Here is a 16220-nt window from a genome sequence, read left to right as displayed (position 1 = left end):
CGATGCAGATTGCAGCATGGCCTGCCTGAACGGAATCTCCACAATTCCTGCTCATGGCCGTAACCCATTCAGCATCGGGAAATGCAGGGCCCGTGGTAGCGTTTGCACCTCGCCCACGTGGAGCCCCGCCATGGCCAACCCGATGCTGCTGCCGGTCCTGCAATGGGCACGCCGGCTGCGCTACCCCACCCTGTTCAAGCTGACCGCCGGCCTGTTCGCGCTGACGCTGTTCATCCCCGACCCCCTCCCGTTCGTGGACGAACTGGTGCTGGGCCTGGGCACCCTGTTGCTGGCCAACTGGAAGAACCGCAGCGCGGCGACGCCACCGCCGCTGGAACAGCGTTGAACATGCTGGTCGACAGCCATTGCCACCTGGATGCCAGCGAGTTCGACCCTGACCGCACGGCGGTGATCGAGCGCGCCCGCGCGGCCGGCGTGCAGGCCCAGGTGGTGCCGGCGGTGACCGCCGCCAGCTGGCCGAAGCTGCGCGAGGTCTGCCAGCAGGCGCCGGGACTGTACCCGGCGTACGGCCTGCACCCGATGTTCTTGGCCGAGCACCGCCCCGGGCACCTGGACCAGCTGCGCGACTGGATCGAGCGCGAGCGCCCGTGCGCGATCGGCGAGTGCGGCCTGGATTTCTTCGTCGACGGGCTGGACGCGCAGGCGCAGCAGGACTATTTCATCGGCCAGTTGAAGCTGGCCCGCGACTTCGACCTGCCGGTGATCGTGCACGCGCGCCGCGCGGTGGATGCGGTGATCGCCGCGATCCGTCGCATCGGCGGCCTGCGTGGCGTGGTGCACAGCTTCCCCGGCAGCCCGGAGCAGGCTGCGCAGCTGGACAAGCTGGGCTTCCTGCTTGGCCTGGGCGGGCCACTGACCTACGAACGCGCGCAGCGCCTGCAGCGGCTCGTGCGGGACATGCCGCTGCAGCAGCTGCTGCTGGAAACCGACGCGCCGGACCAGCCCGACGCCGGCATCCGTGGCGAGCGCAATGAACCGGCCCGGCTGTCGGTGATCGCCCGCCACGTGGCCGCACTGCGCGGCACGGATGTGGAAACCGTGGCGCAGGCCACCAGCGAGAACGCCCGCCGGCTGTTCGCGCTGCCTGCCAGACAAGGGTAGTGCCGGCCAGCCCCACGCCGGTAGTGCCGGCCGCTGGCCGGCAACCCAGGAATGATTGAATCAGCGCGGAAGCCGGCCAGCGGCCGGCACTACCGTCAAGCCTTGAGCTTCTTCGGCTCCAGCAGCATTTCCAGCGCCTTGCCGGCTGCAGCGAAGGCGAACGCGCCGGTGATATGCGTGGCCGCACCCAGCCCGGCACCACAATCCAGCTTCAACGCGGCATCGGCGCCCAGGTTCGGCCGCAGGCCGCAGACGCTGCCATCGGCCTGCGGGTACTTCACGTTTTCCAGCGAGTACACCGCCGGCACGCCGAAGTAGCGCTTGGCGTTCTTCGGGAAGTTGAACTCGCTGCGCAGCTTCTTGCGGATCAGCGCCAGCATTGCGTCGTGCTCGGTACGCGAGACATCGCGGATGCGCACCAGGGTCGGGTCGGTACGCCCGCCGGCGGCACCCACCGTCAGCAGCGGCAGCTTGCGGCGGCGGCACCAGGCGATGGTTTCCACCTTCACCCGGAAGCTGTCGCAGGCGTCGATGACCAGGTCGAAACCACGGTCCAGCAGTTCGGCCATGTTGCCGGTGGTGAGGAACGCCTGCACCGCATCGACCTCGATCTGCGGATTGATCGCGCGGCAGCGGTCGGCCATCGCCTCGGATTTATTGCGGCCGTAGTTGCCTTCCATCGCCGGCAGCTGCCGGTTGGTGTTGGACACGCAGATGTCATCGGCGTCGATCAGGGTCAGGTGGCCGACCGCCGAACGGGCCAGCGCTTCCACGACCCACGAGCCGACGCCGCCCATGCCCACCACCGCCACGCGGCTGCCCTGCAGGCGCTCGAGCGCGCCTACGCCATACAGCCGTTCGATGCCGGCGAAGCGTTGTTTGACCTGTTCGTTCATGGAGCTATTTTAACGTGCAGGCAGCGGCGGCCATAGCAGGCCGCCATCGAACCCACCGTTGCACGCCCGGGCATCACCCATTCGCGCATCACCCACGGAGGAGCAAGCATGAACGCCAGCCCGACCCGTCGTCCCTCCAGCGCCCAGCGCTACCTGTTCGTGCTCGGCCTGGGCCTGCTGATCGGCCTGGTCGCCACGGTGATGGTGGGCCGGGCCCTGCAGGCGGGCCGCGATCCCTTCCCGCACAGCCTGATGCACGTGATGCAGCGGCAGGCCGAACTGCTGCAGCAGGCCCAGCAGCAGAACCGCTGCAGCCTGGCTGACAGCGTGCCGCGCCTGCAGTCGCTGCGCCTGCTGTCCAACGACCTGGACCTGGCATTTCCCGGGCTGAAGGAGGATGCGCGCTTCCAGCAGCACGCCAGCCAGTACCGGGCCAGCCTCAATGCCGCGCTGGCCGCGCCGCCCGCCGACTGCGCCGCGCTGGCCAAGGTCGTGCAGACCGTGCAGGACGACTGCCGGGCCTGCCACCAGGACTTCCGCTGATTCATCTTCCAGCCGGGGAAGGCCGGCGTGATTGGCACCTTGTTCACGTTGAAAAGTGGACGATTCGATCACCCTGCTGCATGACGCAGTACCACCCTTCCATCCGCCTTCACGGCCAGGAGACGCCCCATGAAGATCCAGCTCATCGCTGCCAGTGCCATTGCTACGCTCGCCCTGGCTGGCTGCGCCACCTCGCCCGGTTACGGCGGCGGCGGTTACAACAACGGTGGCTACAACAATGGCGGCTATGGCAACAACGGCGGCTACAACCAGAACCGTTGCGCCGACTGCGGCATCGTCACCCGCATCAATACCGTGGCCTCGGGCCGCACCGCGCCCAGCGCGACCGGCGCCATCCTCGGTGGCATCGTCGGCGCCGTGGCCGGCCATGAGATCTCCGACCACACCGGCGGCAGCCGGGGCAACAAGAACGTCGCCGCCGCCGCAGGCGCGGTGGGTGGTGCTCTGGCCGGCAACCAGATCCAGAAGAACGTGACCAGCGATACCTACGACATCACCGTGCGCATGGATGATGGCCGTACCGTCGTGGTCAACCAGCGCGACCTGGCCGGCATCCGTGAGAACACCTACGTGCGCGTGGTCAACGGCCGCGTCGTCCTGCGCTGATCCGGCAGGCGATGGTGGCAATGAAAAAGGCCCGCTTGCGCGGGCCTTTTTCGTGCAGCACGCTGCAGGCCGTTCAGACCGGCTCTACGGCGTCTGCCTGCAGGCCCTTCTGGCCCTGCACGACGGTGAAGGTGACCTTCTGGCCTTCCTTCAGGCTCTTGAAGCCCTGGGTCTGGATGGCACGGAAATGCACGAATACGTCTTCGCCGTTTTCACGGCTGATGAAGCCGAAGCCCTTTGCATCGTTGAACCACTTGACGGTACCGGTCTCGCGATCAGACATCTCACTCACTCCCTGGTGACTCTCTTGTTGTTGGAAACGCCTGTTGGGCGGCTGACAAGCAAGGGGGAAGCGAGGTGCAACGATGCAGCGGATCGAAGAGATCTTGCTTCATCAGGCCACGATCCACGGTGACCTTGCCAAGCTCAGCGACTGCAACTTAACCCGACCAAAACGAAAAAGCAACTGCCAAAATTCTTCACTGTCAACCCCAAAAAGACCACCATACTGGACAGCATGGACCTCTCATTCATCTTGTATCTGCTAGCGGTCATTTTTGTCCTTGTGGGTATCGCCGGCATCATCCTGCCGGCGCTTCCGGGCGTGCCGCTGGTCTTCGTCGGACTGCTGCTGGCGGCATGGGCCGACGGCTTCGCACATGTCGGCTGGCCCACCCTGGTCGTCCTCGGCGTGCTGACCGCGCTGTCCCTGCTGGTCGATGTCCTGTCCACGGTGGTCGGGGCGCAACGGGTGGGCGCCAGCCGCAAGGCACTGTGGGGCACCTTCATCGGCAGCATCGTGGGCCTGTTCTTCATGCCCGTCGGCCTGTTTGCCGGCCCCCTGCTGGGCGCCCTGCTCGGCGAGTACTGGCACACCCGCGAGCTTGGGCGCTCGACCAAGGTCGGCCTGGCCACCTGGCTGGGCATCCTGCTGGGCCTGGCACTGAAGCTGGCCGTTGTGATCGCCATGCTGGGCCTGTTCGCCTTTGCCTGGTTCCTGTAACCGCGCCGCCTTCACGCCACGCGCACGCCCGCGCCGGGCATAAACCAAGGGGCTGGCCGTTGCCACGGGCAGCCGCCACACTGTGCGTCTTCCCGTATTCATCCCTGAAGGGCCTGCTGCAATGACCCTCCCCACGCTGCTCCCCCGCTTCGCGCCGCTGGCGCTGGCCCTGGCCAGTGCGCCGCTTGCCGCGCAGGAAATCGCGCCCACTTCAACCGCCACGCCGGCCGGCTGCGCCGCCGTCGACAGTGACGCCGCGCGCCTGGCCTGCTACGACCGGCTGTTCGGCCGCAACGTCCAGGCCACGGCCGAGGCGGACGCCGCCGCCCAGCAGGCCGCACAGGCCCTGCGCGAACAACGCCAGGCGTCACGCCTCAGCCAGGGCGAAGAGAAGCTGCGCACCCGCGTGGGCGACCTCTTCCGCCCGGCGCCGGACGACAGCGCCCTGGCCAATGCCGGCCGCGGCTCGCTGCTGGACAGCCGCTGGGAACTGGCCGAGGACTCCAAGCTGGGCCCGTTCCAGCTGCGCGCCTACAAGCCGGTCTACCTGTTGCCCGCCTTCTGGACCAGCGACAAGAACCAGATGCCGCAGTCGCCGAACCCGGCCAACAGCGTAACCACGCCGCAGGTGCTGGACAGCACCGAGCTGAAGTTCCAGATCAGCTTCAAGACCAAGATCGCCGAGAACCTGTTCGGCGACAACGGTGACATCTGGGCCGGCTATACCCAGAGCTCGCGCTGGCAGGCCTACAACGCCGAGAATTCGCGCCCGTTCCGCGAAACCAACTACGAGCCGGAAGTGATGATGGTGTTCCGCAACGGCTACTCCATCGGAGGCTGGCGTGGGCGGATGACCGGCATCGGCCTCAACCACCAGTCCAACGGCCGGCCCGACCCGCTGTCGCGCAGCTGGAACCGGGTGATGCTCAACATCGGCCTGGACCGTGAGAACTGGGCGCTGGTGCTGCGCCCGTGGTACCGCATTCCCGAGTCGCGCAGCGAGGACAACAATCCGGATATCGAGGACTACATGGGCCGCGGCGATGCGACCCTGATCTGGAACCGCAACGGCCATGAAGTCGCGCTGATGGCGCGCCATTCGCTGCGCACCGGCGACCGTTCGCACGGCGCGCTGCAGCTGGACTACGGCTTCCCGATCAGCAACCTGCTGCGCGGCCATATCCAGGTGTTCGATGGCTACGGCGAGAGCATGATCGACTACAACCACAAGGCCACCTACGTGGGCGTGGGCGTATCGCTGCTGGAGTGGTTCTGATGACCGTGACGATCTGGCACAACCCAGCGTGCAGCAATTCGCGCGGCGCGCTGGCGCTGATCCGCGAAGCCGGCATCGAACCGGTGGTGGTGGACTACCTGGGCGCCCCGCCCGACGTGGCCACCCTGCGCCAGGTGCTGGCCGAATCCGGCCTGGCCGCCATCGACCTGGTGCGCAGCAAGGAGCCGCAGTTCGTTGAACTCGGCCTGGCCGGTGCCGATGAAGCCACCCTGCTGGCCGCCATGGCCGAGCACCCGCGGCTGATCAACCGCCCCATCGTGCGCACTCCCAAGGGCACGCGCCTGTGCCGCCCGCCGGAAACCGTGCAGGAGCTCCTGTAATCCGCCCCGCACTGGTAGAGCCGGGCCATGCCCGGCTGCTTTTTCGTAGAGTCGAGCTTGCTCGACTGGATGTTGACGGCAGTCGAGCAAGCTCGACTCTACAGGGTGCGACGAGCAGCCGAGCATGGCTCGGCTCTACAGATCAGGCTACCGCCAATCGGTGATGCCTTCGCGGCGGTAGGTCTCGATGAATGACGGTCGCGCCTTCAGGCGCTGCGCGTAGACTTTCAGCACCGGCAGGCTGTCTGCCGGGGTAGGCATGTTGCGCGACCAGCGCATCAGCATCACCAGCATGAAATCGACCACGCTCGGCGCTTCGCCCAGCACGTACGGCCCCTGCGTCTGCAGGTGCGCGGCCATCCGCTGCCACGCGGCTTCCAGGCGCTGGCGCGCCATCGCCTGGGTGGCGGCCGCGTTGGCTTCGCCGGGGGCTTCATGCGGGTAGAACCACGCGCGGTAGGCGGGCTGCAGGGTGTTGGCGCACCAGAACATCCAGCGATATGCCTGGCCGCGCGCGGGCGTACCCGGCGCCGGCAGCAGTCCCGCCTCGGGGTGGCGGTCTGCCAGGTACAGCGCGATGGCAGCCGCTTCGGTCAGCACCTGGCCATCGATCTGCAGCGTCGGCACCACGCCTGCCGGGTTCAACGCCAGGTACGGCGCCGCCTTGTGCTCGCGCGTGTCGAAATCCAGCAGCACCAGTTCGTGCTCGATGCCCAGTTCGACCAGCAGCCAGTGCACCACCAGCGAGGCGGTGCTGACAGCCCCATACAGCGTAGTGCGCATGCGACGACTCCGGTTGCGGGAAGCGCCGATTATGCGCTCAACCGCCGCCGCACGAGGCCATGCAGCTGTCGGCGTCCTGGCTGCAGCTGATCAACGGCGACTGGTCCATGCAGGCCTGCGCCTGTGACATGCACGAGCGCCGCATCTCGTCATCCTTGATCCGGTCGCACTTGCTTGCCGCCTGCGCATCGCAGGTCGAGCGGCGGTCCGAATCGGAACGGGCCAGGCAGGCGTTGCGGTACTGCTGGCACGCCATCACGCATTGCGCGCTGGCGTTGTTGCCGGGTGCGCCGTCGTAGAGATCGCCGCCACTGCTGCAGGCGGCGAGGGAAACAACACACAGCACGACAAGGCAACGGAACAATGACATTGGACACTCCCTGTTCAATACACCGGAAAAACGCCAACCGAGCCTAGCAATGCAGACCTTTGCACGGCGTTAAACAAAAAAACGGCGCCCTGCGGCGCCGTTCTTATGCTCCCGGTGGAATTACTCCACCACCACCGGAATCTTGCCGATGCGGGCCTGCCATTCGCGCGGGCCGGTCTTGTGCACAGATTCGCCGGTGGAATCGACCGCGACGGTCACCGGCATATCCTGCACGGTGAACTCGTAGATCGCTTCCATGCCCAGGTCGGCGAAGCCGACCACCTTGGCCGCCTTGATCGCCTTGGACACCAGGTAGGCCGAACCACCGACGGCCATCAGGTAGGCCGACTTGTGCTTCTTGATGGCCTCGATGGCGGCCGGACCGCGCTCGGCCTTGCCGACCATGCCCAGCAGGCCGGTCTGTGCCAGCACCTGCTCGGTGAACTTGTCCATGCGGGTGGCGGTGGTCGGGCCGGCCGGGCCCACCACTTCGTCGCGCACCGGATCGACCGGGCCGACGTAGTAGATGAAGCGCCCCTTCAGATCGACCGGCAGTTCCTCGCCCTTGTTGAGCATGTCGACCATGCGCTTGTGCGCGGCGTCGCGGCCGGTCAGCAGCTTGCCGTTGAGCAGCAGGGTCTGGCCCGGCTTCCAGTTGGCCACGTCTTCCGGGGTGATCGTATCCAGGTCCACGCGGGTGCCCTTGGACGCGTCGTAGGTCAGCTTCGGCCAGTCTTCCAGCGACGGCGGGTCCAGCATCACCGGGCCGCTGCCATCCAGGGTGAAGTGCGCATGGCGGGTGGCCGCGCAGTTCGGGATCATCGCCACCGGCAGGTTGGCCGCGTGGGTCGGGTAATCGTTGATCTTGATGTCCAGGACGGTGGTCAGGCCACCCAGGCCCTGTGCGCCGATGCCCAGCGCGTTGACCTTCTCGTACAGTTCCAGGCGCAGTTCTTCGATGCGGTTGGACGCCCCACGGGCCTGCAGCTCGGTGATGTCGATCGGCTCCATCAGCGCTTCCTTGGCCAGCAGCATCGCCTTTTCAGCGGTGCCGCCGATGCCGATGCCCAGCATGCCCGGCGGGCACCAGCCAGCGCCCATGGTCGGCACGGTCTTCAGCACCCAGTCGACGATGGAATCGGACGGGTTGAGCATGGCGAACTTGGTCTTGGCTTCCGAACCACCGCCCTTGGCGGCGACGATGACGTCGACGGTGTTGCCCGGCACGACCTTGACGTTGACCACGCCCGGGGTGTTGTCCTTGGTGTTGACGCGCTTGCCGGCCGGATCGGCCAGCACCGAGGCGCGCAGCTTGTTGTCCGGGTGCAGGTAGGCACGGCGCACGCCTTCGTTGGCCATGTCTTCCACGCCCATGGTCGCGTCGTCCCAGCGCACGTCCATGCCGATTTCCAGGAACACGGTGACGATGCCGGTGTCCTGGCAGATCGGACGGTGGCCTTCGGCGCACATCCGCGAGTTGATCAGGATCTGGGCCATCGCTTCCTTCGCGGCCGGCGACTCCTCGCGCTCATAGGCGGCGGCGAGGTTCTTGATGTAGTCGACCGGGTGGTAGTACGAGATGTACTGCAGCGCGTCGGCGATGGACTGGATGAGGTCTTCCTGCTTGATCGATGTCACGGCTTGCTCGCTTGCTCGAGGCTGGCGGGGGGTAATCCGCCCATTTTACCCCCTCCCCCGGCCGCAGGGGTGGTAGTGCCGGCCGCTGGCCGGCAAGATCGCACGACGTCCGTGTCACGCTTCATCCCTCCCCGGCGTCCTGGTCGACATGAACACTGAAGCCACCTTCCAGACCCACCGCCCGCGCCTGATGGCGCTGGCCTACCGCCTGCTCGGCAGCCGCAGCGATGCCGAGGACGTGGTCCAGGATGCCTGGCTGCGCTGGTCCGGCGCCGATGCGTCCGCCGTCCGCGACCCCGAGGCCTGGCTGGTCACCACCACCACACGGCTGGGCCTGGACCGGCTGCGCGCGGCCCGGCGCGAGCGGGTCCACTACGTCGGCCCGTGGCTGGCCGAGCCGCTGGAGATCAGCCTGGAACCTGAACCGTCCAGCGACCCGGCCCTGGCCCATGCCCGCGCCGATGAGGTGTCGGTGGCCTTCCTCACCCTGCTGGAGCAGCTCGGCCCGGAGGAACGGGCCGCCTTCCTGCTGAAGGAGGCCTTCGACCACGACTACCGGCAGATCGCCGCCCTGCTCGGCCTCAGCGAACCGAACTGCCGCCAGCTGGTACACCGGGCAAAACAGCGCCTGCAGGCCGGGCGGCCGCGCTTCAACGCCGACGCCAGCCAGCACCGGCAGTTGCTGGCGCGCTTCATGGACGCCACCCAGCAAGGCGACAGCGAGGCCATCCAGGCGCTGCTGCATGCCAATGCGCGGCTGGTGTCCGATGGCGGCGGCGTGGTCACCGCGGCGGTGCGCCCGCTGCTGGGCGCCGAGCGCATCGGCCGCCTGTTCTGGGCCATCGCGCGCCGCGGCCTGGGCCATACCGCGCAACTGGGCTGGGTCAATGGCGAGCCGGCGATCCTGCGCTTCCAGGGCGACCGCCTGCACTCGGTCACCACCATCGAAGTGGCCGATGGCCGCATCGCCAACGTGTACAGCGTGCTGAATCCGGAAAAGCTGCACGGGACTGTCACGAACGCGGACGGTGCGGCGTCCTTGTAATGAAAGACGGCCACCGTGGCCGTCGTGGAGCTGAAAATGTCCGACCACGCCTCTCCCCGCGTCCCCTACACCCGCCTGGCCGCCGAGGCCTTCAAGGGCCTGCTGGCCACCAGCAAGGCGGTGCATGACAGTTCGATCGACCCGACGCTGATGGAACTGCTGTTCCTGCGCGTGTCCCAGCTCAATGGCTGCGGCTACTGCATGGACATGCATGGCACTGCGCTGCGCAAGAGCGGCATCGAGCCGCGCAAGCTGGACACCCTGCCGGCCTGGCATGAAAGCCGTTTCTTCGATGCGCGCGAACGTGCCGCGCTGGGTTGGGCCGAGGCCCTGACCCGGCTGACCGAAGGCGCACCTTCGCAGGCCGCATTCGATGCGCTGGCACCGCACTTCGATGAGAAGGGCATCAGCGACCTGAGCATGGGCATTGCGGTGATCAATGCCTGGAACCGGCTGGGCGCGGGCCTGCTGCCGCCGCTGCCGTAAAGGGGTTTTCCTGGCCGGGCTGCGCCCGGCACCCGCAGAGGCGACAGCCGGAGCAAGGGCAACGTCAACGGCTGGCGTTCTGTGGGATGGGGGTGGGTCAGCTGCTGTTGGTGGGTGCCGACCGTTGGTCGGCACGGTGGATTCATGCCATGGATGGAGGACGGGGTCAGAGCCCTTTGCGCTGCAAAGGGCTCTGACCCCATCTGCACGCCGCACGCGCGCACAATGGCGGCATGCCTGCTGCCCCCGAGAAGAAACCCAGCCTGCGCCAGCGCTTCAAGGCGATGCGCAACCTGCCGCCCTTCCTGCGCCAGGTGTGGCAGACCAGCCCCGCGTTGACCCTGACCAGCCTCGGCCTGCGCCTGATCCGCGCGTTGCTGCCGGTGGCGATGCTGTACGTGGGCAAGCTCATCATCGATACCGCGCTGCACCTGAGCCAGCACGACGCCGGCTTCCCGCCGCTGGGCGAGGCGCTGTCCAGCGGCGTGCTCAATCCGCTGCTGGGCCTGCTGGCGCTGGAATTCGGCCTGGCCATCGCCTCGGACCTGCTCGGCCGGCTGGTCAGCTATGCCGATGCACTGCTGTCGGAACTGTTCGCCAACGCCACCAGCGTGCGCCTGATGGAACACGCCGCCACCCTGGACCTGGAGGATTTCGAAGACCCCGACCTGCAGGACAAGCTGGACCGCGCGCGGCGGCAGACCATGGGCCGGATGAACCTGATGAGCCAGTTGTTCGGCCAGGTTCAGGATGCGATCACCGTGGCCAGCCTGGCGGTGGGCCTGCTGGTCTACGCACCCTGGCTGATCCTGCTGCTGGCGCTGGCGCTGGTGCCGGCCTTCATCGGCGAATCGCATTTCAACGCGGCCGGCTACAGCCTCAACTTCCTGTGGACGCCCGAGCGGCGCCAGCTGGACTACCTGCGCCAGCTCGGCGCCAGCGTGGAAACAGCCAAGGAAGTGAAGATCTTCAACCTGCACCGCTTCCTGGTGGATCGCTACCGGCGGCTGTCGGCGGCGCTGTTCCTGGCCAACCGGGCGCTGGCGCGGCGGCGCGCGTTCTGGGGCACGGTGCTGGCCGCGCTGGGCACGCTGGGTTACTACACCGCCTATGCCTACATCGCCTGGCGCACGGTGCGCGGTGATTTTTCCATCGGCGACCTGACCTTCCTCGCCGGCAGCTTCCTGCGCCTGCGCCAATTGCTGGAAGGCCTGCTGATCGGCTTCTCGCAGGTGGCCAGCCAGGCGCTGTACCTGGACGATCTGTACTCGTTCTTCCAGATCGAACCGGAAATCCATTCGCGCGAGGGCGCGGTGGCCGTACCGCGGCCGATCCGCGAGGGTTTCGTGTTCGAGAACGTGGGCTTCCGCTACCCGGATGCCGAGCAATGGGCGGTGCGCCACCTCGATTTCCAGCTGCACGCCGGTGAAGTGCTGGCCCTGGTGGGCGAGAACGGCGCGGGCAAGACCACCCTGGTCAAGCTGCTGGCACGCCTGTACGAACCGGACGAAGGCCGCATCCTGCTCGATGGCCGCGACCTGCGCGACTACGACCTGGACGACCTGCGCGCCAACCTGGGCGTGATCTTCCAGGACTTCGTCCGCTACAACCTGACCGCTGGCGAGAACATCGGCGTCGGCCAGGTGGAGGCGATGGCCGACCAGGCGCGCATCGCCGATGCCGCGCGCCGGGGCATGGCCGAAGAAGTGATCGATGCCCTGCCCGGTGGCTACGGGCAGCTGATCGGCCGCCGCTTCAAGCAGGGCGTGGACCTGTCCGGCGGGCAGTGGCAGAAGATCGCCATCGCCCGCGCCTGGATGCGCGACGCGCAGGTGATGATCCTCGACGAACCGACTGCCGCACTCGATGCACGCGCCGAATTCGAGGTGTTCCAGCGCTTCCGCGAACTGGCCGACAAGCGCACCGCGGTGCTGATCTCGCACCGTTTTTCCTCGGTACGCATGGCCGACCGCATCCTGGTGCTGGCCGAGGGCCGGCTGGAAGCCAGCGGTGCCCACGACGAACTGATGGCCCAGGGTGGGCGTTACGCCGAGCTGTTCGAACTGCAGGCCGCCGGCTACCGCTGAACGGCCCTGAGAACGCCTCTCGTTCCGGATAATGAGAACCCCTCTCATTTGAGGTAGAATGGCGGGGACGAATCCATTGCCTGAATGTGCCCCCATGTCTTCCGCTTTCGGCGCCGAAACGGTGCTTGAGGTCCGCCACTGGACCGATGCCTACTTCAGCTTCACCCTCACCCGCGACAGCGGTTTCCGTTTCGAGAACGGCCAGTTCGTGATGATCGGCCTGGAAACCGAGGCGCGGCCGCTGCTGCGCGCGTATTCCATCGCCAGCGCCAACTGGGAAGAGCACCTGGAGTTCTTCAGCATCAAGGTGCAGGACGGCCCGCTGACCTCGCGCCTGCAGCACATCAAGCCGGGTGACAAGGTGCTGGTCGGCAAGAAGCCCACCGGCACCCTGCTGATCAGCGACCTGCACCCGGGCAAGAACCTGTACCTGCTGGGTACCGGCACCGGCATGGCACCGTGGCTGTCGGTCATCAAGGACCCGGAAACCTACGAGCGCTTCGAGAAGGTGATCCTCTGCCACGGCGTGCGCTACGAAAAGGACCTGGCCTACCGCGATTACTTCGAGAAGGAACTGCGCGAGCATGAGTTCCTCGGCGAGATGATCGGCGACAAGCTGCTGTACTACCCGGCCGTCACCCGCGAGCCGTTCGCCAACCAGGGCCGCCTCACCCAGCTGATGGAAAGCGGCGAGATGCAGCGCACCCTCGGCCTGCCCGAACTGAGTCCGGAAAACGACCGCGCGATGATCTGCGGCAGCCCGCAGATGCTGGCCGACCTGCGCACCGTGCTCGATGCGCGTGGCTTCCAGGTGTCGCCGCGTATCGGCCAGCCGGGCCACTACGTGTTCGAACGCGCCTTCGTCGAAAAGTAAGCCGCCGCTGTAGCGCCGGGCCATGCCCGGCGGATGAGTCAGCGCCTGCATCGCTCGCCGAACAACAGCCGAGCATGGGCTCGGCTCTACAGGAGCGCTTCATCGGTAGTGCCGGGCCCCGCGCCTCGGTAGAGCCGAGCCGACGCTCGGCTTGCGCGCGCAGCGCGCCTGCATCGTTCGCCAAACAGCAGCCGAGCATGGGCTCGGCTCTATAGGTAGCGCCGGGCCATGCCCGGCGGATGACGGTCAGAGCAGCGCTTCGATCGCGCTGCGCAGCTGCTCCGGTGCGGTGGTCGGCGCATAGCGCGCCACCACCTGCCCCTGCCGGTCGAGCAGGAACTTGCTGAAATTCCACTTGATGCGGGCGATGCCGAGCAGGCCGCGCTTCTCGTGCGACAGCCACGTCCACAGCGGGTCGGCACCCTCGCCGTTGACCTCGATCTTCTGCGACAGCGGGAAGCTGACCGGATAGTCCAGCGAACAGAACTGGCGGATCTGCGCCGCGTCACCCGGCTCCTGCCCACCGAACTGGTTGCAGGGGAAGCCGATCACCACCAGGCCACGGTCGCGGTACGCCTGCCACAGCTGCTCCAGGCCGGTGTACTGCGGGGTGAAGCCGCAGCGGCTGGCGACGTTGACCAGCAGCATCGGGCGGCCCTGGTACTGCGCCAGCGCCTGCGCCTGGCCGTCCAGGTCCACGAAACCGAAGTCGAAGGCGTTGGGCATGGCGTACGGTCCGGGTGGGGTGTCCCATGGTAATCGCAGGCCGTGCCGGTTGGCGCTGCCGGGCATGTCTTTTGACACAAGTGGCGCCCACCCCGGGCGGGTTACCCTCGGGCACTTGTTTGCCTTACCGGAGTACCGCCTTGACCACCCGCCTTGCCCTTGCCGTGGCCATGACCCTCGGCCTTGCCCTGCCCGCCTATTCGGCCAGCGCCGCCACCCCGGCCGCTGCTGCCAACGCCCAGCAGGCCAACCCGTTCTTCGCCGAAAGCCCGCTGCCGCTGCACTTCCCGCAGTTCGACAAGATCAAGGACAGCGACTTCGCCCCGGCCTTCGACGCCGGCATGGCGCAGCAGCTGAAGGAAGTGGAGGCAATCGCCAACACCAAGGCCAAGCCGACCTTCGACAACACCATCATCGCCCTGGAAAAGAGCGGCGACGTGCTGGACCGCGCGACCACCGTGTTCTTCAGCCTGGTCGGCGCCGACACCAACGATGCGCGCAAGAAGCTGCAGGCCGACTACTCGGCGAAGTTCGCCGCGCACAGCGATGCGATCGCGCTGAACGGCAAGCTGTTCGCCCGCATCCAGGCGCTGTATGACACCCGCAACCAGCTGGGCCTGGACGCCGAAGGCGTGCGCCTGGTCGAGAAGTACTACGACAACTACGTGCGCGCCGGCGCCAAGCTGTCCGAGGCCGACAAGGCCACGCTGAAGGGCATGAACGCCGAGCTGGCCAACCTGGGCACGAAGTTCAGCCAGAACGTGCAGTCGGAAGTGAACGCTTCGGCGATCACCGTCGACGACGTCAAGCAGCTCGACGGCCTGTCCCAGGAACAGATCGCCGCCGCCGCCGAAGCCGCCAAGGCCCGTGGCCTGGACGGCAAGTACGTGATCACCCTGCTCAACACCACCGGCCAGCCGCCGCTGACCAACCTGGCCAACCGCGCGCTGCGCCAGAAGATCTACGAAGCCTCGATCACCCGCGGCAGCCGCGGCGGTGAGTTCGACAACACCGCGCTGGTCTCGCGCATCATGCAGCTGCGCGCCGACAAGGCCAAGCTGATGGGCTTTGCGAACTTTGCCGCCTACAACCTGACCAACCAGACCGCCAAGACCCCCGAAGCGGTCAACGCGATGCTGGGCAAGCTGGCCCCGGCCGCCGTGGCCAACGCCAAGCGCGAAGCCGCCGACCTGCAGGCGATGATCGACAAGGAACAGAAGGCCGCCGGCAAGAAGACCTTCGCCCTTGAGCCGTGGGACTGGGCGTTCTACAGCGAGAAGGTGCGCCAGGCCAAGTACAACTTCGACGAATCCCAGCTCAAGCCGTACTTCGAAATGAAGAACGTGCTGGAGAACGGCGTGTTCTTCGCCGCCAACCAGGAATTCGGCCTGACCTTCAAGCAGCGCACCGACCTGCCGGTCTACCACGACGACGTCACCGTCTATGACGTGTTCGATGCCGACGGCAGCCAGCTGGCGATCTTCATCTTCGACCCGTACGCGCGTGCATCCAAGCGCGGTGGCGCCTGGATGAACTCCTACGTCTCGCAGTCCAAGCTGACCGGCTTCAAGCCGGTGGTCGCCAACCACCTGAACATCCCCAAGCCGCCGGCCGGCCAGCCGACCCTGCTGACCTGGGATGAGGTGAGCACCACCTTCCACGAGTTCGGCCACGCCCTGCACGGCATGTTCTCCAACGTGAAGTACCCGTACTTCTCGGGCACCGCCGTGCCGCGCGACTTCGTCGAGTTCCCCTCGCAGGTCAACGAAATGTGGGCCGACAACCCGGCCATCCTGAAGAACTACGCCAAGCACTACCAGAACGGCTCGGCGATGCCGCAGGCGCTGCTGGACAAGGTGCTGGCCGCGGCCAAGTTCAACCAGGGCTTCGCCACCACCGAGTATCTGGGTGCAGCGATGCTGGACCAGAACTGGCACCAGCTGGCAGCCGACAAGGTGCCGGCGGCCAAGGACGTGATGGCCTTCGAGCGCGCCGCGCTGGAGAAGGACGGCATCTACTACGCGCCGGTTCCGCCGCGCTACCGGACCCCGTACTTCAGCCATATCATGGGCGGCTATTCGGCCGGATACTACGCCTACATCTGGTCGGAAGTGCTGGACGCCAACACCCAGAAGTGGTTCAAGGACAACGGTGGCCTGAGCCGCAAGAACGGCGACCACTTCCGCGCCACCCTGCTGTCCAAGGGCGGCAGCGTGGATGCCATGCAGCTGTTCCGCGATTTCGCCGGCCACGAGCCGCAGATCGAACCGCTGCTGGAAAAGCGTGGCCTGACCGGCGCCGGCAACTGATCGCCCGCGCAGTCGCGTGAAACGAGAACCGCCCGGGAGACCGGGCGGTTTTTTTTAGGGCCATCCACGCATGGCGTGGATCTACTACGGAAAC

Annotated in this window: 18 protein-coding genes; 12 read left to right on the top strand and 6 right to left on the bottom strand. The window is 66.8% G+C overall.

Annotation, left to right across the window (positions count from 1 at the left end):
- Positions 1–130 precede the first annotated feature (130 nt).
- Positions 131–346 (top strand): DUF6116 family protein, encoded by a 216-nt coding sequence (locus tag IAE41_RS04015; RefSeq protein ID WP_200732177.1) that lies wholly within the window; start codon positions 131–133, stop codon positions 344–346.
- The gene (locus tag IAE41_RS04010; RefSeq protein ID WP_200732176.1) at positions 343–1122 is read left to right on the top strand and encodes a TatD family hydrolase; all 780 of its coding nucleotides are present in this window, start codon (positions 343–345) and stop codon (positions 1120–1122) included. The genes IAE41_RS04015 and IAE41_RS04010 overlap by 4 nt, the downstream gene beginning before the upstream one ends.
- Positions 1123–1217: 95 nt before the next feature.
- Here the strand turns inward: IAE41_RS04010 and IAE41_RS04005 are convergent, their stop codons facing one another.
- Complete coding sequence (locus tag IAE41_RS04005; protein WP_200732175.1) at positions 1218–2018, bottom strand: tRNA threonylcarbamoyladenosine dehydratase; 801 nt, start codon at positions 2016–2018, stop codon at positions 1218–1220.
- A 108-nt stretch (positions 2019–2126) separates the two neighbouring features.
- Between IAE41_RS04005 and IAE41_RS04000 the strand changes: the two genes are divergently transcribed.
- Positions 2127–2561: a cytochrome c gene (locus tag IAE41_RS04000; protein ID WP_200732174.1), complete on the top strand. Its 435-nt coding sequence runs from the start codon at positions 2127–2129 to the stop codon at positions 2559–2561.
- Positions 2562–2690: 129 nt separating this feature from the next.
- A complete protein-coding gene (locus tag IAE41_RS03995) occupies positions 2691–3188 on the top strand; it encodes a glycine zipper 2TM domain-containing protein (RefSeq protein WP_079222448.1) in 498 nt (165 codons plus the stop codon).
- 73 nt (positions 3189–3261) lie between these two features.
- On the opposite strand, the gene IAE41_RS03990 is transcribed toward IAE41_RS03995, so the two are convergent.
- A complete protein-coding gene (locus IAE41_RS03990; protein ID WP_079222449.1) occupies positions 3262–3471 on the bottom strand; it encodes a cold-shock protein in 210 nt (69 codons plus the stop codon).
- Between the two features lie 234 nt (positions 3472–3705).
- Between IAE41_RS03990 and IAE41_RS03985 the strand changes: the two genes are divergently transcribed.
- The 3 genes from IAE41_RS03985 (at position 3706) to arsC (ending at position 5808) form a co-directional block, all read left to right on the top strand.
- Positions 3706–4191: a DUF456 domain-containing protein gene (locus IAE41_RS03985; protein ID WP_200732173.1), complete on the top strand. Its 486-nt coding sequence runs from the start codon at positions 3706–3708 to the stop codon at positions 4189–4191.
- A 121-nt stretch (positions 4192–4312) separates the two neighbouring features.
- On the top strand, positions 4313–5467 hold the full coding sequence (locus IAE41_RS03980) for a phospholipase A (RefSeq protein WP_079222451.1): 1155 nt from the start codon (positions 4313–4315) through the stop codon (positions 5465–5467).
- On the top strand, positions 5467–5808 hold the full coding sequence (arsC, locus tag IAE41_RS03975) for an arsenate reductase (glutaredoxin) (protein WP_200732172.1): 342 nt from the start codon (positions 5467–5469) through the stop codon (positions 5806–5808). Before IAE41_RS03980 ends, arsC begins: the two co-directional genes overlap by 1 nt.
- A gap of 147 nt (positions 5809–5955) precedes the next feature.
- On the opposite strand, the gene IAE41_RS03970 is transcribed toward arsC, so the two are convergent.
- The 3 genes from IAE41_RS03970 to IAE41_RS03960 form a co-directional block, all read right to left on the bottom strand.
- Entirely contained in the window at positions 5956–6591 is a 636-nt protein-coding gene (locus IAE41_RS03970; protein ID WP_200732171.1) for a glutathione S-transferase family protein, read from the bottom strand.
- A 37-nt stretch (positions 6592–6628) separates the two neighbouring features.
- On the bottom strand, positions 6629–6961 hold the full coding sequence (locus tag IAE41_RS03965; protein ID WP_200732170.1) for a hypothetical protein: 333 nt from the start codon (positions 6959–6961) through the stop codon (positions 6629–6631).
- 120 nt (positions 6962–7081) lie between these two features.
- Entirely contained in the window at positions 7082–8599 is a 1518-nt protein-coding gene (locus IAE41_RS03960) for a fumarate hydratase (protein ID WP_200732169.1), read from the bottom strand.
- 148 nt (positions 8600–8747) lie between these two features.
- Here IAE41_RS03960 and IAE41_RS03955 point away from each other — a divergent pair, with 148 nt between their 5' ends.
- The 4 genes from IAE41_RS03955 to IAE41_RS03940 all read left to right on the top strand — a co-directional run bounded on the left by IAE41_RS03955 (position 8748) and on the right by IAE41_RS03940 (position 13091).
- The gene (locus IAE41_RS03955) at positions 8748–9644 is read left to right on the top strand and encodes an RNA polymerase sigma-70 factor (RefSeq protein ID WP_200732168.1); all 897 of its coding nucleotides are present in this window, start codon (positions 8748–8750) and stop codon (positions 9642–9644) included.
- A gap of 36 nt (positions 9645–9680) precedes the next feature.
- A complete protein-coding gene (locus IAE41_RS03950) occupies positions 9681–10130 on the top strand; it encodes a carboxymuconolactone decarboxylase family protein (RefSeq protein ID WP_200732167.1) in 450 nt (149 codons plus the stop codon).
- 233 nt (positions 10131–10363) lie between these two features.
- Positions 10364–12217 carry an ABC transporter ATP-binding protein gene (locus IAE41_RS03945; RefSeq protein ID WP_200732166.1) on the top strand — a complete coding sequence of 618 codons (1854 nt, stop codon included), beginning with the start codon at positions 10364–10366 and terminating at the stop codon, positions 12215–12217.
- 94 nt (positions 12218–12311) lie between these two features.
- Positions 12312–13091 carry a ferredoxin--NADP reductase gene (locus IAE41_RS03940; RefSeq protein ID WP_049434844.1) on the top strand — a complete coding sequence of 260 codons (780 nt, stop codon included), beginning with the start codon at positions 12312–12314 and terminating at the stop codon, positions 13089–13091.
- 246 nt (positions 13092–13337) lie between these two features.
- On the opposite strand, the gene IAE41_RS03935 is transcribed toward IAE41_RS03940, so the two are convergent.
- Positions 13338–13817 carry a glutathione peroxidase gene (locus IAE41_RS03935; protein ID WP_200732165.1) on the bottom strand — a complete coding sequence of 160 codons (480 nt, stop codon included), beginning with the start codon at positions 13815–13817 and terminating at the stop codon, positions 13338–13340.
- A 140-nt stretch (positions 13818–13957) separates the two neighbouring features.
- Here IAE41_RS03935 and IAE41_RS03930 point away from each other — a divergent pair, with 140 nt between their 5' ends.
- Positions 13958–16126, top strand: a complete 2169-nt coding sequence (locus IAE41_RS03930) for a M3 family metallopeptidase (protein ID WP_079222459.1) — start codon at positions 13958–13960, stop codon at positions 16124–16126.
- Positions 16127–16220 lie beyond the last annotated feature (94 nt).

This window comes from Stenotrophomonas sp. S39 (assembly GCF_016624665.1).
Taxonomy (GTDB): Bacteria; Pseudomonadota; Gammaproteobacteria; order Xanthomonadales; family Xanthomonadaceae; genus Stenotrophomonas.
This window is presented reverse-complemented; position numbering and strand designations above follow the sequence as displayed.

Excerpts from the sequence above, each read along its gene's own strand:
- IAE41_RS04015 (WP_200732177.1), top strand. The coding sequence starts at position 131 with ATGGCCAACCCGATGCTGCTGCCGGTCCTGCAATGGGCACGCCGGCTG.
- IAE41_RS04005 (WP_200732175.1), bottom strand. The coding sequence starts at position 2,018 with ATGAACGAACAGGTCAAACAACGCTTCGCCGGCATCGAACGGCTGTAT.
- IAE41_RS04000 (WP_200732174.1), top strand. The coding sequence starts at position 2,127 with ATGAACGCCAGCCCGACCCGTCGTCCCTCCAGCGCCCAGCGCTACCTG.
- IAE41_RS03995 (WP_079222448.1), top strand. The coding sequence starts at position 2,691 with ATGAAGATCCAGCTCATCGCTGCCAGTGCCATTGCTACGCTCGCCCTG.
- IAE41_RS03990 (WP_079222449.1), bottom strand. The coding sequence starts at position 3,471 with ATGTCTGATCGCGAGACCGGTACCGTCAAGTGGTTCAACGATGCAAAG.
- IAE41_RS03985 (WP_200732173.1), top strand. The coding sequence starts at position 3,706 with ATGGACCTCTCATTCATCTTGTATCTGCTAGCGGTCATTTTTGTCCTT.
- IAE41_RS03980 (WP_079222451.1), top strand. The coding sequence starts at position 4,313 with ATGACCCTCCCCACGCTGCTCCCCCGCTTCGCGCCGCTGGCGCTGGCC.
- arsC (WP_200732172.1), top strand. The coding sequence starts at position 5,467 with ATGACCGTGACGATCTGGCACAACCCAGCGTGCAGCAATTCGCGCGGC.
- IAE41_RS03970 (WP_200732171.1), bottom strand. The coding sequence starts at position 6,591 with ATGCGCACTACGCTGTATGGGGCTGTCAGCACCGCCTCGCTGGTGGTG.
- IAE41_RS03965 (WP_200732170.1), bottom strand. The coding sequence starts at position 6,961 with ATGTCATTGTTCCGTTGCCTTGTCGTGCTGTGTGTTGTTTCCCTCGCC.
- IAE41_RS03955 (WP_200732168.1), top strand. The coding sequence starts at position 8,748 with ATGAACACTGAAGCCACCTTCCAGACCCACCGCCCGCGCCTGATGGCG.
- IAE41_RS03950 (WP_200732167.1), top strand. The coding sequence starts at position 9,681 with ATGTCCGACCACGCCTCTCCCCGCGTCCCCTACACCCGCCTGGCCGCC.
- IAE41_RS03945 (WP_200732166.1), top strand. The coding sequence starts at position 10,364 with ATGCCTGCTGCCCCCGAGAAGAAACCCAGCCTGCGCCAGCGCTTCAAG.
- IAE41_RS03940 (WP_049434844.1), top strand. The coding sequence starts at position 12,312 with ATGTCTTCCGCTTTCGGCGCCGAAACGGTGCTTGAGGTCCGCCACTGG.
- IAE41_RS03935 (WP_200732165.1), bottom strand. The coding sequence starts at position 13,817 with ATGCCCAACGCCTTCGACTTCGGTTTCGTGGACCTGGACGGCCAGGCG.